Annotated in this window: 15 protein-coding genes; 10 read left to right on the top strand and 5 right to left on the bottom strand. The window is 41.3% G+C overall.

Annotated elements, in window-relative coordinates; genetic code table 11:
- Window positions 1–34: 34 nt before the first annotated feature.
- A complete protein-coding gene (locus CGB83_RS14245) occupies window positions 35–877 on the bottom strand; it encodes a helix-turn-helix domain-containing protein (RefSeq protein WP_228419944.1) in 843 nt (280 codons plus the stop codon).
- A 573-nt stretch (window positions 878–1,450) separates the two neighbouring features.
- On the opposite strand from CGB83_RS14245, the gene CGB83_RS14240 reads away from it, so the two are divergent.
- From CGB83_RS14240 to CGB83_RS14220, 5 genes are all read left to right on the top strand, one after another.
- Window positions 1,451–2,119: a carbonic anhydrase gene (locus tag CGB83_RS14240; RefSeq protein WP_100076404.1), complete on the top strand. Its 669-nt coding sequence runs from the start codon at window positions 1,451–1,453 to the stop codon at window positions 2,117–2,119.
- A gap of 20 nt (window positions 2,120–2,139) precedes the next feature.
- Entirely contained in the window at window positions 2,140–2,439 is a 300-nt protein-coding gene (locus CGB83_RS14235) for a hypothetical protein (protein ID WP_100076403.1), read from the top strand.
- 144 nt (window positions 2,440–2,583) lie between these two features.
- Window positions 2,584–4,176: a SulP family inorganic anion transporter gene (locus tag CGB83_RS14230; protein WP_100076402.1), complete on the top strand. Its 1,593-nt coding sequence runs from the start codon at window positions 2,584–2,586 to the stop codon at window positions 4,174–4,176.
- Between the two features lie 40 nt (window positions 4,177–4,216).
- Entirely contained in the window at window positions 4,217–4,852 is a 636-nt protein-coding gene (locus CGB83_RS14225; protein WP_100076401.1) for a carbonic anhydrase family protein, read from the top strand.
- Window positions 4,853–5,097: 245 nt separating this feature from the next.
- On the top strand, window positions 5,098–5,517 hold the full coding sequence (locus CGB83_RS14220) for a hypothetical protein (RefSeq protein WP_100076400.1): 420 nt from the start codon (window positions 5,098–5,100) through the stop codon (window positions 5,515–5,517).
- Window positions 5,518–5,565: 48 nt separating this feature from the next.
- Here the strand turns inward: CGB83_RS14220 and pth are convergent, their stop codons facing one another.
- From pth to mfd, 4 genes are all read right to left on the bottom strand, one after another.
- Window positions 5,566–6,129, bottom strand: a complete 564-nt coding sequence (gene pth, locus CGB83_RS14215; protein WP_100076399.1) for an aminoacyl-tRNA hydrolase — start codon at window positions 6,127–6,129, stop codon at window positions 5,566–5,568.
- A gap of 84 nt (window positions 6,130–6,213) precedes the next feature.
- Window positions 6,214–7,140, bottom strand: a complete 927-nt coding sequence (locus CGB83_RS14210; RefSeq protein WP_100076398.1) for a hypothetical protein — start codon at window positions 7,138–7,140, stop codon at window positions 6,214–6,216.
- Between the two features lie 98 nt (window positions 7,141–7,238).
- Window positions 7,239–8,111: a hypothetical protein gene (locus CGB83_RS14205; RefSeq protein WP_100076397.1), complete on the bottom strand. Its 873-nt coding sequence runs from the start codon at window positions 8,109–8,111 to the stop codon at window positions 7,239–7,241.
- 255 nt (window positions 8,112–8,366) lie between these two features.
- The gene (mfd, locus tag CGB83_RS14200) at window positions 8,367–11,735 is read right to left on the bottom strand and encodes a transcription-repair coupling factor (RefSeq protein ID WP_100076396.1); all 3,369 of its coding nucleotides are present in this window, start codon (window positions 11,733–11,735) and stop codon (window positions 8,367–8,369) included.
- A 242-nt stretch (window positions 11,736–11,977) separates the two neighbouring features.
- On the opposite strand from mfd, the gene CGB83_RS14195 reads away from it, so the two are divergent.
- From CGB83_RS14195 to CGB83_RS14175, 5 genes are all read left to right on the top strand, one after another.
- Entirely contained in the window at window positions 11,978–12,370 is a 393-nt protein-coding gene (locus CGB83_RS14195) for a hypothetical protein (protein ID WP_100076395.1), read from the top strand.
- Window positions 12,371–12,557: 187 nt separating this feature from the next.
- The gene (locus CGB83_RS14190; protein ID WP_100076394.1) at window positions 12,558–12,797 is read left to right on the top strand and encodes a hypothetical protein; all 240 of its coding nucleotides are present in this window, start codon (window positions 12,558–12,560) and stop codon (window positions 12,795–12,797) included.
- A gap of 126 nt (window positions 12,798–12,923) precedes the next feature.
- Window positions 12,924–14,423, top strand: a complete 1,500-nt coding sequence (locus tag CGB83_RS14185; RefSeq protein ID WP_100076393.1) for a GH3 auxin-responsive promoter family protein — start codon at window positions 12,924–12,926, stop codon at window positions 14,421–14,423.
- A gap of 70 nt (window positions 14,424–14,493) precedes the next feature.
- Window positions 14,494–14,859 (top strand): hypothetical protein, encoded by a 366-nt coding sequence (locus CGB83_RS14180; RefSeq protein WP_100076392.1) that lies wholly within the window; start codon window positions 14,494–14,496, stop codon window positions 14,857–14,859.
- A gap of 88 nt (window positions 14,860–14,947) precedes the next feature.
- Entirely contained in the window at window positions 14,948–16,183 is a 1,236-nt protein-coding gene (locus tag CGB83_RS14175) for an MFS transporter (RefSeq protein ID WP_100076391.1), read from the top strand.
- Window positions 16,184–16,229: the final 46 nt, after the last annotated feature.

The raw sequence follows: 16,229 nt of genomic DNA, 5'->3' as shown, positions 1-16,229 counted from the left end.
CCTCTAACAATCAATCAGTTACATTTTATATTCATTATTCTACGCTGACGTTTTTGTTTTTTAAGAACTCCCTGGGTGAGCAGCCCGTATACTTTTTAAAATTTCTGTTAAATGAAGTTTTGGAGTTAAAGCCGCTTTCAAATGCGAGAGATAAAATAGTGAACTTATCATTTTCAGGTAACACGGATATCCTTTTGAACTCTTCAATACGCTGACGGTTGATATAATCGTAAAAATTTTTATTTTCAATGAAGTTGATGGTCTGGGAAAGCAGGTTAGGATGTACTTCCAGAATCTTTGCCACATAATTCAGATTTAACTCAGGATCCATGAACAGTTTTTCCTTTTCCATTTTCATCGTTAGCTGATGGTAAATAGCCTGTAAAGTGTCTTCACCTGCAAAAGTGTTTTCATATTTTGAAACTGATGATACGGCCTTATTTATAACGTTTTCCCTATTCTCTGCTTTGTTAATCCTCTGTTCATTAAGAATCCCTATGTGAGTAATCCCGAAATAGGCAGCCGAAAGTATAAACATAACAACCAATGAAAAAATCAGAACATCATTTTTAAGAATAACGGCAATCCATATCAATCCTATTGCTGTTATAAGATAGTAGAGCCACTTCAGGCTGATCTTCTCCGTATTGGAATACAAACCTGAAATTCTTTTTCTGTAGTTTTTAACAGCAAGGAAACTCAGGATCACATACAGAATCCCTGATATGATCACTAAAATGCTGATATATTTCCTTAATGTCCTGTAATTGCCTCCTCCGTCTTTATATATCCTTAGTTTTTCTTCCGGAGTCAACATGAAAAATTCTGCTAAAATCATGTACACGATCAAGACCGGAATCAGATGAACCCAACCCATATTTCTGTCTTGACGGCTATCTGTGAGTGATCTCACGTAGAGATAAAGTATTGGACCATGAATCAAAGGAAACGGTATTTCGAGACCGAGAAAATAAGGAAACCTGATATATGTTCCTGATAGAAGCCAGACAAAAAAGATGAGGTGCACACCTATAATGATAAACCACAAAGCCAGTATATAGTCCGCTTTAGCCTTTCCTGCTTTTCCCAGTATCAGGAGTGAGGCAAAAAAAGCAATAAAAATCCCTGCCAGGTAAAAAACAGGAGATAATGGATATAGGAAAGATTCAGGCATGAGAACAAGATATTGGTAGAATTCCGGTAAATCTTTTTATGCTAACAAAAAGTTTAAGCTCTTTGGTTCTTGCTGATATATGCATAATCTTACGTTTTTAAATACCTGTTGGTTAACCCTCAATTCTTAAAAATTGGATATGACTTTATTCACATTAGAGTCTTAAAATTTGTTAAAGATGGTGATTTTCTGATCAAAAATAATATTTTTGTAGCGTTATTGATTTAGTCTATTGAATTTGGAAATAATTTAAACGAAATAAATAATTATTATATTATGGCACAATCGTACGAAGTTATTTTCGAAAACAACAGAAAGTGGGTAGAATCTAAAATTGCAGACAACCCGGGCTTCTTTGAAGAACTTGCAAAAACCCAGAATCCTGAGTATCTTTACATCGGATGTTCAGACAGCAGGGCTACAGCAGAAGAGCTTATGGGAGCAAAACCGGGCGAAGTGTTCGTCCACAGGAACATTGCGAATATTGTGAATACACTGGATATGAGCTCAACAGCCGTAATCCAGTATGCAGTAGAGCACCTGAAGGTAAAACACATTATTGTCTGCGGGCATTACAACTGCGGTGGGGTAAAAGCCGCGATGACGCCTCAGGATCTCGGATTGCTGAATCCTTGGCTGAGAAACATCCGCGATGTATACCGGATCCACCAAAGCGAGCTGGATGCTATTAAAGATGACGCCAAACGTTATGACAGGCTTGTGGAATTAAATGTTCAGGAGCAATGCATCAACGTTATTAAAATGGCCTGTGTGCAGGAGCGGTATATTCTGGAAGAATATCCTGTGGTACACGGCTGGGTGTTCGACTTAAGAACCGGTAAAATCATAGACCTGGAGATTGATTTCGAGAAGATCCTGAAAGATATCCAGAAGATCTATAACCTTACCAGTTCAGATTGGGTGATGAGCAGAAAAACGCAGTAGTTTTTCAAAAAAAAAGTAAAATGAAACTCTGGAGTATTGTAACATTATTGTTTTTCCTGAATTTCACGGCTTTACCAAGTATTGCCGCGGTATTGGGCTGGGACCTTACCCAGACAAATATCGTGATCAATGAAGAAGAGCCTCACTCCCATCCTACCTCTTTTACTGTTTACGAAAAGACACTTCCCAAACCTCTGAATGTCTATGACTATCTGAAGTTTTTTGAGCCTTCCCTGGAAGACCGTTCTTTTGTACTGATTGATGATTCCTTTCATCTTTCACCCTTACTCACTATTTTTTCTCCTCCTCCGGAGGCATAATCCATCAGGTTTTCTTACTTATCATCATGGTTCACATCAGGATTTTCTGGTCGTGGATGCATCTTAATACTGAAATTAAATTTTCAATTTTATATTGGCTTATTAAAGCTCAGTAAGCCTTTTCTATTCACAGCAGTTTACATTATGAAAAAGACATCATTTATCGGAGGAATCAAGGAGAATTTCCCTTCAGGGCTCGTTGTATTCCTGGTAGCACTCCCGCTTTGCCTGGGAATTGCCCTGGCATCGGGCGCACCGCCTTTATCAGGAATCATCGCAGGCATTGTGGGTGGCCTGGTGGTAGGGTTCATCAGCAACTCTAATATATCGGTCTCCGGACCCGCAGCAGGATTAACAGCTATTGTCCTTACGGCCATTACGGATCTGGGAGCCTTTAATATTTTTCTATGCGCAGGGATCATAGCAGGGATGATTCAGTTGGTTTTAGGATTTATCCGGGCCGGAAGCATTTCCAATTATTTCCCCAATAATGTCATTGAGGGCATGCTTGCCGCCATCGGGATCATCATTATTTTAAAACAGATCCCTCATGCAGTAGGTTTTGATAAGGATTATGAGGGGCACGAATCCATTTTCGACAACGGGCTGAATTTTGGGTATTTTACGGAACTTTTAGGAGCCATCCATCCGGGTGCCGTTATTGTCACCCTGTTTTCGATTGCCATACTGATTGCATGGGATAAAGTGTATGTGCTCAGAAGGATCAAAATGCTTCCGGGCGCCCTGGTAGCTGTAGTTGCGGGCATTATCTTAAATGAACTGTTTAAGCTCTCCGGAAGTTCGCTGGCCATCGGCCCAAAGCATCTGGTTTCGCTGCCGGTTCCGAAATCTGTTGATGACTTTAAAAATTTTGTGACGCTTCCTGATTTTTCAGGTTTTATGAATGCTAAAGTATGGATTACAGGAGCTACCATTGCCGTAGTGGCCTCCATTGAAACCCTGCTTTGCATCGAGGCTTCAGACAGGTTGGATCAGCAGAGGAGAATTACCGATACCAACCTCGAACTGAAAGCCCAGGGAATCGGGAATCTGATCAGCTCATTCATCGGCGGCCTTCCCATGACTTCAGTTGTTGTGAGAAGTTCAGCCAATGCCAATGCAGGAGCTACATCAAAGCTCTCGACCATTATTCATGGTATATTGCTGTTGTTATGCGTACTTTCCATCCCTGCCATATTAAATTTGATACCCTTTGCCACATTGGCTGCAGTATTGCTGCTGGTAGGATACAAGCTGGCTAAACCGGCTACGTTCAGGCACTTCTGGCATTTAGGAAAGTTCCAGTTCATTCCTTTTCTGGCAACAGTAGTGGCCGTAGTGGCAACAGATTTGCTGAAAGGTGTAGGGATTGGATTAGCGATCTCGGTATTTTATATCCTGCAGGGAAATATGAAGCGGGCATATTACCTGAGCCGTGAAAAGCTGAATGATGCAGACGGAATCATGATCAGGCTTTCTGAGGAAGTTTCATTCCTCAATAAAGCTGCTATTAAGAAAACATTGAAAAATATCAAGCCAAATTCTGCGGTAACGATTGATGCCAGAGAAACCTCGTATATTGCAACGGATGTCCTTGAAATGATCCAGGATTTTGCCAATATCCGTGCCAGGGAAGAAGATATTACCGTAGAACTTCTCGGTTTCAAAACATCGTACAGAGACTATGAGAGGAATGAAGATTCCCATATTGTAGTGACCCATAAAAGGGCAATGTAAATACTTTAGGTAATAGATTAATAAAAATAAATAGAATTATATGAAAGCACATACACACGAAACACAGTCGACCATCAGTCCTGAAAGAGCACTGGAATTTTTAAAAGAAGGTAACCAGAGATTTGTCAATAACCTTAAAGCCAACAGAGATCTTCTGGAGCAGGTGAATGCAACCCGTGAAGGTCAATGGCCGTTTGCGGTGGTATTGAGCTGTATAGACAGCCGTACGTCTGCTGAGCTCATCTTTGACCAGGGTCTTGGGGATATTTTCAGCATCAGGATTGCGGGTAACTTCGTTAACCAGGATATTCTGGGATCTATGGAGTTCGGCTGTAATGTAGCAGGGTCCAAATTAGTTGTTGTCCTGGGACACACGAAATGCGGGGCATTAAAAGGCGGACTGGATGCAGCCCAGATTGAGGGCATGGGAATGGATAACCTTAATCACCTGATCAATCATTTCAGCCCGATTATCAAAGAAGTGATCAAAGACGGAGAAGAGCATTCTTCCGCGAACAGCGATCTTCTTGAAAGGCTGAACCACCAGAATGTAAAACATGCCATTGAAGACATCCGTAAGCAGAGCTCAACACTGAGAAACCTTGAAAAGGAAGGTAAAATTAAAATTGTGGGAGCCAACTACGATGTAGAAACAGGAATGGTAAGCTGGTTATAGAAAATGATTCGTTCAGCCGTCATCAAGGCTGGATGTAATATTATGTTATAGTTAGATAAATTGATGTAAAGTTACATCACCAGGCCGCCGGGATCCGGCGGCCTTTTATATTGCAGCCTCCCTGAAATTTAATAAGGTGCATCAATCATCAATCATCAATCATCAATCATCAATTATAAAAAATATACGTCCGCTATATATTCTGAAATGATTATTTTTGACAGGAGATTAAATGATCCTGCGTCATGAAACTACAGACAAACATTCTTCTTATTATACTGCTGGTATTTTCCGGGCTTTTATCTGCCCAGAAACCGGTGAAAGATACTTTGGGATACCTGAAAAGGTTTGAAACCAATAAAGAGAAATATATAGGCAAGCCTTTTTCGCTGCTTCTCAAAGATATGGCACAGCTGCAGCCGGCCAAAGCCAAATCTGACATCCGTCCGGAGGAAGAAAACACGCTGCCAAGCACTTTATTTACGTTTTCCGGTAAAGATGTCAGTGCAAGGCCCAATGCAGTCCTGATCATCACCTGGAAACCCGATGACAGCCAGACCGCTCCTCTTGAGCTTCTTGAACAGGAACATAACTACCGCTTCACCCCAAGCGAACGGAACTTTCTGGAAAAGAAAATCGTTAAAAATATGATGGTGTCACAATAGTCTGATTTTATCGTAAGAAATTATTTCCGCTTTATGATCTGTGGAAGATTATTTCCCGTTAAATGAAGACATGGTATTGTTGATGCCTGCAAAGACAAATGACAGGGAGGCTTTGGTAAACTGCTCTATCCTTTCCTGGAGTTTTTCCGATTCTTCCCCGTTCCAGGTTCCCAGCACATAATCTACCTGCCTTCCCTCTGAAAAATCTGCCGAAATCCCGAAGCGGAGGCGTGCATAATTCTGGGTATGAAGAACTTCATTAATGTTTTTCAGTCCATTGTGCCCGGCATCCGACCCTTTCCCTTTCAAACGCAGGGTTCCGAATGGCAGCGCAAGATCATCAGTAATAATCAGTATATTCTCCAGGGGAATGTTTTCCTTTTGCATCCAGTATTTTACGGCATTCCCGGAAAGGTTCATGTACGTATCGGGCTTTAGCACCAGTACTCTTCTTCCCTTGTATTTCCCGTCTGCCATCCAGCCGAAGTTGGTCGTATTAAAAGAAGTTTCCAGGGTTTCCGCAATTTTATCCGCTACCTTGAAACCTATATTATGTCTTGTATTTTCGTATTCAGCACCTTTATTACCGAGTCCGACAATGAGATATTTCATGAAGAAATTTTTTGCAAAATTACGGTATATAAATAAAAAACTCAACCCTGTAAGGATTGAGTCTTGATATTTTTGAAAATCGTTTTACAGTGGTTTGTAAATATAATTGACTCCGAAGCCTTTCTTCATATAGCTCTGAGCATCGTAATTATAGTCTGTAGAGAATATAACCGGTGCCGGAACAGGAGTCATCAGATCGGTAATGGACAATCTTTTCGGACTGTTCGGGGAAAGCATACTGCTTTCAATATCATTTCTTTCCGTAGATAGGATCCTTGAAATTTTATACCCGAAAGGAATCAGTGTAAAAGGGCTGATCTTATCGTCATAATTGGTATACTCATAAGAATAAGCCGTAAGAACACTTCCGAAAGCACTTCCGTTAAGAGGGCCGTATTTTCTGGTGACCTTTGAAATATTATCTCCCAGGTACTCATATTTTGTTTTCGAATAATCCTGGAAACCGATGGTTCCCGGAGCATCCGGACCGTTTCTCATGATAATGGAATCCAGCTTGCTGGTCGCTGTTGCATACTTAAGTGTATAAAGCGATTTTGTTTTCTTGTACAAAGTCTGTGGCCCCGGCGTGGTAGACGGTGGCACGGTAGTTCTCTTAAAGAATGACCTGTTCTCTGAGATCGTTTCCAGTTTCCCGCTGTTCCCGTAGGTAAAAAGCTGGGTATAAGAGATGCTGTCTTTATCTAAATCTCCGTCTCCGTCCAGATCCAGGAAACCTTTAAAGGTGATTTTGCTTATTTTATCTCCGCTCCACATCACATCGGTTATAGAAGCGCTGTCCGTGATCACCCTGGACAGTAACGACCCGTTGTAATGATATTCTGCCAGCGTATCTGAATCCGTGATCTCTCTGAACAATGCTCTAGGTCCGTTCAGCCCTGTATTTTCATTGATATCCAACAGGGGATCGCCATTTTCATCCAGCAGATCTTTACAAGAATGCACGGCAGAAAGACCGGCCAGCAATAAAATAAAGTAAAAGAGTCGTTTCATTCCTTAAGGGATTATTTATTCGGTCAAAAATATAACTTTTTTTTGAATACAAAATATTTTACCGCCTGTTTTACGGTAAAAATTGCAATCAAAAACCATTATAATGCTTTATAAAGATATTTTACACTTTGGGTCTGGTCAGATACGGGATAATTTTGAGCATCATAAAGATAGGTTTTAGGAACCGGTATCGCCGGACCTACAGGACTCTGGATCGTAATATTCCCGACATTATTGCTGGAAAGCATATAAAAATTAATCTGAGCCATCAAAACTCCGGTCACCATAAGATATTCTTTCGGAAGCGTCGTATAAGGATTGATTTTGCTGTCATAAGAATCATACGCATATGCTATAGTGGAAGCCGTTGTAGGATCCGGCGTATTATTATCCATTAACATGGTCGTATGCTCTACCTTGGCTATATTGGTAGAAGCAAAGGTAAATTTATCTTCAATATAGTGGGTATATACGCTGCTTCCTCCCAATTTTTTCTTTTCCACAATACGGTACAGCTGCCCGTTTGAATCATAAAAAATAGTGAAATCACTGTGATTGTTTATGTTGAAAGCAGGATTATCCAGCGACATGGAAGTAATCTTACCATTGGTGTAAGTAAGCAGGTAGGTATGGTCGATAACATGGGTCGGCTTATTATCGATATATTTTATTTTGGCAACCTTATTATTATTGTATGTTAATGTGGCAGTTATAGCATCTGAACTGGAGTTATCCCTGATAACCGCCTGGTACAAAACTCCGGAAGTACTGCTATACTCCTCTACAGTGGTGTTTCCTATGTTAACTTTTTCAAGAATCCTGGGACCTGTAATACCGCTGCCACCCGGAGATGATGAAGAGGATGAACTATTTTTATTCTGATTAGGCGGGTCATCTGTGGTATTATCACAGGAAATAAAAAAACCAAGGGTAAGAATCGCAAAAATTCTCAGGAAATAATTGTTTGTCATAGATGTTAATTTTCATTGCCACCAAATATAAAAAAAATTATCTTATATAAAATCGATTTAATAAAAATACACCCCATTAAATGAAAAAAGCGCAAAAAAAAACATTAATAAATTCAAAATATATAATGAGCCTATTGATTTGGTAGAGTTATACCGAATAATTGTTTTACCGAAAAGAAAGATCACGTGAAGAATTTATTTCACGTGATCTGCAATGTATTTTCAATGGGCTTTCTAAAATAAAACCGTAGCCTGTTATTTGGTCTGAAGAATAGATTTCAGCAGGGTATTCACCTCATCCACATTTTTAATCTTATCTTTTCTCATCATCAGGTGATTTCCATCTTTGGTTACCTTTTCTTTCAGTTGTGCCTCAGCAGGGTTCTGGGTAAGATAACTGATGATATGCCTGAATTTATCGGTCTGATAAAATTTGTCCTGAGGGTTTGCCGGGAAATAACCCAGGAAAATACCATTCTTCATCACGATCCTTTCGAAGCCGATATCTGAGGCCAGCCATTTCAGGGAAACACTCTTAAGGAGATTCACGGCTTCTTTCGGTAATGCTCCGAAACGGTCCTTCAGTTCATGCTCAAATTTCTGAAGGTCTTTTTCATTATCAATTTCGGCAATTTTCTGATACAGCAAAAGCCTTTCTTCGGTGTTGGAAATATAGGAATCCGGAAGCATCAGTTCAAGGTCAGTATCAATGTTGACATCTTTAGTGCTTTTGAAAAGTTTCTGACGGTCTTCTTCGTTTTCAAAAAGGTTTTCAAAATTTTCATCATCCTTCAGTTCCTCAAGGGCTTCCTGCATCAGCTTCTGATAGGTCTCAAAGCCCATCTCATTGATGAATCCGCTTTGTTCAGCACCTAACAGGTCTCCGGCCCCCCGTATTTCCAGGTCTTTCATGGCGATCTGGAAACCGCTTCCCAGATCTGAAAACTGTTCAATGGCTTCGAGCCTCTTTCTGGCATCGGCAGTCATCATATCATAAGGAGGGGTAATCAGGTAACAGAAAGCTTTCCTGTTGCTTCGTCCTACCCTTCCCCTCATCTGATGAAGGTCTGCCATCCCGAACCGGTGGGCATCATTAATGAAAATGGTATTGGCATTAGGAACATCCACGCCACTTTCCACGATAGTAGTAGAGACCAGGACATCGTATTTTCCTTCCATAAAATCCAGGACATTTTTTTCCAGCTGCTTCCCTTCCATCTGGCCGTGTCCGGTAATGACTTTTGCATCGGGCACCAGGCGCTGGATCAGGCCTGCAATATCTTTCAGGTTTTCCACCCTGTTGTTGATAAAATATACCTGCCCGTCCCTTTGAAGTTCATAGGAAACAGCATCCCGTATAATTTCTTCATTAAAACCTACCAGCTGCGTATCTACAGGTTGCCGGTTAGGCGGTGGCGTCTTGATAACGGATAAGTCTCTTGCGGCCATTAAAGAAAACTGCAATGTCCTTGGAATAGGCGTGGCGGTTAACGTCAGGGTATCAACATTGGTTTTCAGGGTCTTCAGCTTATCTTTTACGGAAACCCCGAATTTATGTTCCTCATCAATGATGAGCAGGCCAAGATCTTTAAATTTGACACTGCTGCCAGCCAACTGATGCGTCCCGATGACAATATCTACTTTTCCGTCTTTAAGGGCTGCCAGGGTTTCAGACTTCTGTTTTGCCGTCCTGAAACGGTTGAGATACGAAATATTGACCGGAAAATCCTTTAACCGTTCCCTGAAACTCCTGTAATGCTGAAAAGCCAGGATGGTAGTAGGAACCAGTACAGCAACCTGTTTTCCGTCCGTAGCCGCTTTAAATGCTGCCCGGATGGCCACTTCGGTTTTACCGAATCCTACATCGCCGCACACCAGCCTGTCCATCACCGTGGAGTCTTCCATATCCTTTTTTACATCAATAGTGGCTTTCTCCTGATCCGGTGTATCTTCATAGATAAAACTGGCTTCCAGTTCATTCTGCAGGTAGGAATCCTGGGAGTACGAAAATCCTTTAGCCGATTTTCTCTGGGCATATAATTTAATAAGGTCGAACGCAATCTGCTTTACCTTTTCTTTTGTTTTCTGCTTCAAAGACTTCCAAGCAGGGGATCCGAGTTTGCTAAGGACAATCTCCCTGCCTTCCGGACCGTTGTATTTGGAAATTTTATGAAGGGAATGGATGCTTACATATAAAAGGTCACCGTTTTTATAGGTGAGTTTGAAGCATTCCTGGATCTTGCCGTCATTGTTTACCTTTACAAGTCCCATGAATTTTCCGATCCCGTGATCGATATGGGCAATATAATCCCCGATTTTAAGGGACATCAGGTCTTTAAGCGTCAGCTGCTCAGACTTGGCAAATGTATTTTTGGCTTTGTACCGCTGGTAGCGGTCGAAAATCTGATGGTCTGTATAGATCAGGATCTTCTGGCTGTTATCTACGAATCCTTCATGCAGTTCAGACGTGAAACTTTTAAAGGGCACTTCACGTTCCAGTTCTTCAAAAATCAGCTCCAGCCTTTCTTTTTGTTTTTCTGTAGAGAACGAGATCCAGGTATCAAAGCCTTCCGATTGCCTTTTTTCCAGATCTTCTGCCAGAAGTTCGAAATTTTTATGGAAAGAAGGCTGAGCGGTCTGCTCCAGAATGACCTCAGACTGATCTTTTATACTGTCTATAGCTACACTGCTGAAATCAATCGTATGGAACTTTTTGTAATCAAACAAGAATTCTTCATCGGAAATAAAGAGTTCCTGAGGTTCGCGGTGGGCTATATCCTGATGCAGGGTTCCGTATTTCTCCAGGGCTTTTTCATAAAAGGTCTTGATTTTACCCAATCCCACCACTGCATTTTTAGAAACGATGAAACTATCCTCAGACAAAAGCTGCAGTAATGAAACGCGGCTTCCGGTCACTGAAAAATTCATATTGGATACGAGCTGGAACTCCTTCACCTTGTCTACGGAAAGCTGGGTCTCGATATCAAAAGTACGGATGCTTTCTACTTCATTGCCGAAAAATGTAATCCGGTAAGGCTGCTCATTGGAATATGAAAAAACATCCACAATTCCTCCCCGTACGGAAAACTCTCCCGGTTCGGAAACGAAATCGGTCTGCTGAAAATGGTAATGGTTCAGCAATTCGTCCACGAAATCAAAATCAAGCTGGCTGCCAACTTCTATGTGATGTGAAATGGCTTTGAAATCTTCCTTTTTCAGTACCTTTTCAGATAATGCGCCCATATAGGCAACGATTACCCGCGGCGTTTTCCCGGAACTCATTTTATTCAATACTTCTGTCCGTAAAACCAGGTTGGCATTCTGGGTCTTTTCTACCTGATAAGGTTCAAGATGAGTGGCAGGAAAGTACAGTACTTTATCTTTTCCGAGCAGCCCTTCCATTTCAGTATTGATGTAGAGGGCATCCTCCTTATCATCAGTCAGGTATAGCACTGTCTTTTTACAGGTAAGGAACAGTTCAGCGGTAAGAACGGAAACCGCAGATCCTGCATTTCCTTTTACGGCAATATGATTTTGAGTGTCCAGCCGGTTAAAAATTTCCTTTCCGAACTCCTTCTGGAGGAGATACGGAAGAAACTTTTCATTGATGGTTTTTAACTGCATAAATAAAATCGGTATAAACAAGAATGCGATTCCGAAACTTTCCGAAACCGTATGACAGAGGCAAAGGTATGGATAATTCGGGATTATGGAATGCTAAAAGCCAATTTCTGTGCCATAGGATCTTGTCTTCAGCTCAAATAAAAAAGCTTTATAATAGGGTCAGGAAACGTTAAAAACTATTTCACTCTGCTTTTGTGGCATGCTGTTTGAAAGGTACTTTTTACAACTAAAGAAATGATATTATGAAAAAAGCAATCAAAATCTTAGGCTTATTTATGCTGGTATTCTTCACGGCATTGTCTTTCACTTCATGCAGCGATGATGATGATCCTGCGAATAACGACTTCTTTGCAGGAACATACAGAGGAAGTGTTTCTTACAACGAAGGCAGTAATAACATCAGTGCGAATGACGGAAGCGTGTTTGTAACGAAAATTGCCAGCGGAACAAAGTATAACTTTGCTTTCTCGAACAACATCCCGGACCTTAACGGTGTAGAATTTCAGCAGACAGGCGACAATACTTTGGTGATGGTAGGTTCCAATGCAACCACATACATCAGAATAGACAATAACGAATTGAAAATGTTCTTTACGAGAGACGGTAAAACGTGGACAGCTAACTGTACCCGTTAAACCAACTATTCATGCAATATGTAAGGACCTGCTTCTCAGTTTTGAGGAGCAAGTTTTATGTATAGAATAACAGGAAGTTTAATCTTTTTTTAAGCACTGATAAACTTTAGTTAAGTTTCTAAAAGGCAGATTTTTCAGTCCGGTTTTTTATCTATCTTTGATCAAGAAAACAAATACAAACAATCTCATGAGAAAATTATTAACCGCCATGTCACTGGTTCTTGGACTGGGACTTGCCACAGCTCAGCAGACAGCGCCGGCAAAAATGGCACAACAAACCGTAAAAACGGTAAAAACCACAGAAACAAAAACGGCAAAACCTGTCGCCAAAATGAAGAAAGACGGAACGCCGGATAAAAGATATAAGGAAAATAAAATGCTTAAGAAGGACGGTACCCCTGATAAGAGATACAAAGCAAATAAATAAACTTATATATATAGTTGTTATTTTCATAATCAAATTTCGAAGGCCGATGATTCATTCATCGGTTTTTTTATTGATTACCGGACTCAATATGGGTTAAGATTATTCAGTTATTTATAAATTTGACCTATGTTAAACTTCCTCAAGAAACAAGTGGCGCTCTTATGGGCCAGAAAACACGTCCGCAAAGCCGGTGCTTCCGGAAACAATCCTGTGCAAAACCAGGAAACATTATTGCTTGAATTGGTTAGAAAGGCTGAAAAAACACTGTTTGGAAGAGAGCGCGGTTTTGAAAACATCCGGTCTGTAAAAGATTTTCAGGCAAAGGTTGCTGTCTCCGATTATGAAGATATCAAACCATATATTGAACGGATGAAAAAAGGCCAGGCTAATATTTTATGGCCGGACATCCCGGAATATTTCGCGAAAACGTCGGGAACTACTTCAGGCTCCAAATACATCCCTATTTCCCACGAAGGAATGCCTTTTCAGGTTGCAGGAGCACAAAGTGCCCTGTTCCACTATATCGCACAAAAAAATAACGCAGATTTTGTAGGCGGAAAAATGATCTTCCTCCAGGGAAGCCCGGAGCTTGAGGACCTGTATGGAGTAAAAACCGGCAGGCTGTCAGGAATCGTGGCCCATCATATCCCGGCATACCTGCAGAAAAACAGGCTTCCCAGCTGGGAAACCAATATCATCGAAGACTGGGAAACGAAGGTTGACCGGATTGTCCTGGAGACGGAGAAGGAAAATATGACGCTCATCTCAGGCATCCCGCCATGGCTGATCATGTACTTTGAAAAGCTGACGGAAAAGCACGGCAAAAAAATAAAACAGATTTTCCCCAATCTTCAGCTTATCGTTACCGGCGGCGTGAATTATGAACCTTACCGTGAAAAAATGGAAGATCTGCTGGGCGGAACGGTAGATATCATCCAGACCTTTCCGGCTTCTGAAGGGTTCTTCGCATTTCAGGATGATTACACCAGAGAAGGACTTCTGCTGCTTACCAACCATGGTATTTTTTATGAATTTATCCCTCTTGAAGAATATGGGAAACCCGGTGCTGCCAGGCTGACCTTAAAAGATATCGAACTTAATAAAGACTATGCCATGATCCTGACCACCAATTCAGGCTTATGGGCGTATTCGATTGGTGATGTGATCCGTTTCATCAGTAAAGATCCTTACAGGATTCTGGTAAGCGGGAGAACCAAGCATTATACTTCAGCCTTCGGTGAGCATGTGATTGCTTTTGAAGCGGAAGAAGCCATTAAAGCTACCCTGCAGAAATTTCCGGCACAGATAACAGAATTTCACCTGGCCCCGGAAGTCAATCCTCAGTCTGGCCTTCCCTACCACGAATGGTTTATTGAATTTGAAAAAACACCGGCAGACCCTGAAGCTTTCAGACAGGAACTGGACCATCAGATGAGACAGCGCAATACCTATTATGACGACCTGATTTCCGGCAATATCCTTCAGCCCCTCAACATTTCTTACCTGCAGAAAAATGCATTTCAGGACTATGCAAAATCACAGGGGAAACTGGGAGGACAGAATAAGATCCCAAGGCTTGCCAATGACAGGATAATTGCAGATTTGTTAGAAGTTTATAAACTTTAACCACATTTTTTCAATTCCGAAAACGTATATTCAAAAAAAATTATAAATTTGAAAAACCTAAAAAATAAAAATGAAAGCATCTGTACTTTTTAAATCATCTTTATTAACAAGTCTATTCGTCATTTCGTCGTGCGCCACTACAAAATATACTGAAGACATCTCAAAAAACGATTATTCTAACCTGGAGGCCGGCAAAATGTATGTGGTAACCTTAAAAGACGGTTCTAAAAAGCAGACCATGCTGTTCCGTAATGTAGACGGTGACAATATCATAGGAACTGCAGGCAAGAAAGACAGTACAGTGGTAATCATCCCGAAATCCAATGTATCTGCGGTTAAAGACAGATCAAAAGCAAGAGTTACAGCTGGTGCTGTAGTAATCGGTGCAGCCGGAGTAGCCGCATTGGTACTGAGCTCTTCGAGAGCAGATAAATAGATACGGTCTTTCGCGCATTATTTGATTTATCATTTAAAAATACATACTCTGTAAAGCCCTGAATGGATATTTAGGGCTATTTTTGTGCATGATTTCATTCACTCCGTTAAAGACACTGCAAAATATTGAGTTCAGAAATCTTCTTACGGGAAGATTTTTTATCGTTTTAGCGTTCAGGATGCTGGCCACCTTATTGGGCTGGTGGGTTTACCAGCTGACAAAAGATCCCTTCTCTATTGGCCTGATCGGACTTTCGGAAGTTATTCCAGCCGTAAGCTGTGCCCTGTATGCAGGCCATGTGATTGATATGAATGAAAAGAAAAAACTGCTGCTGATCTGCAATTATGCCTATATATTCCTGATCGGGCTGTTGCTGATTCCGGCTTTCCTGAATGTAGAAATCCATTTTACCAGCCATCAGATCACTTATTTCATCTACGGCGTTATTTTCTTCACCGGTATAGCACGGGCTTTCATAGGCCCTATCGTACCTTCCATGATTCCGAAAATCGTCAAAAAAGAAAACCTGCCCAATGCCATTACGTTGAATCAGGCAACATTTCTGATTTCTTCAGTTTGCGGACATGCCGTTGGCGGCTTCCTGATCGGGTATTTCGGGGTACAATGGACACTGGTGGTCATCCTCTCACTGATTTTTGTGGCTTCCCTGTTTTTCTGGCAGCTTAATAAACAGTATTCTGAGTATAAAAAAGAGACGGTAAACGTCATGCAGAGCATGGGTGAAGGAATTACGTACATCCTGAAAACAAAAGAGATCCTGGGCGCACTCTGCCTGGATATGTTTGCAGTACTCTTCGGAGGCGCCGTAGCCATGATCCCGGTATATGCTACGGACATCCTTAAAGTTGGCGCGGAAGGATTCGGATTGCTGAATGCAGCGTCTGATATAGGTTCCATGTGTATTATTACGGTATTATCCATTATCCCGCTGAGGAGAAACCAGGGTAAAATCCTTCTAATAGCAGTAGCCGGATTCGGGCTCTGCATTATAGGATTCGGGCTATCCCACTTGTACTGGCTTTCTTTTATGTTCCTGGTGATGAGCGGAATGCTTGACGGAATTTCCGTCGTCATCCGTGGAACGATCGTACAACTTAAAACCCCTGATCACATCCGGGGAAGGGTTCTCAGCGTTAACTCCATTTTTATCATGTCCAGCAATGAAATGGGCCAGTTTGAAAGCGGGCTTATGGCGAAACTGCTGGGTGTGGTGCGCTCAGTGGTTTTCGGTGGAAGCATGACGGTGCTTATTGCCTTACTTGTCGGAACTACAAATGCAAAGCTGAGAAAAATGCAATATTAGGAGACTATTTGCGTTTTAATATTTATGTTACGTAAATATTAAATAA

Origin of the sequence: Chryseobacterium camelliae (assembly GCF_002770595.1) — a bacterium.
GTDB lineage: Bacteria > Bacteroidota > Bacteroidia > Flavobacteriales > Weeksellaceae > Chryseobacterium > Chryseobacterium camelliae.
This window is presented reverse-complemented; position numbering and strand designations above follow the sequence as displayed.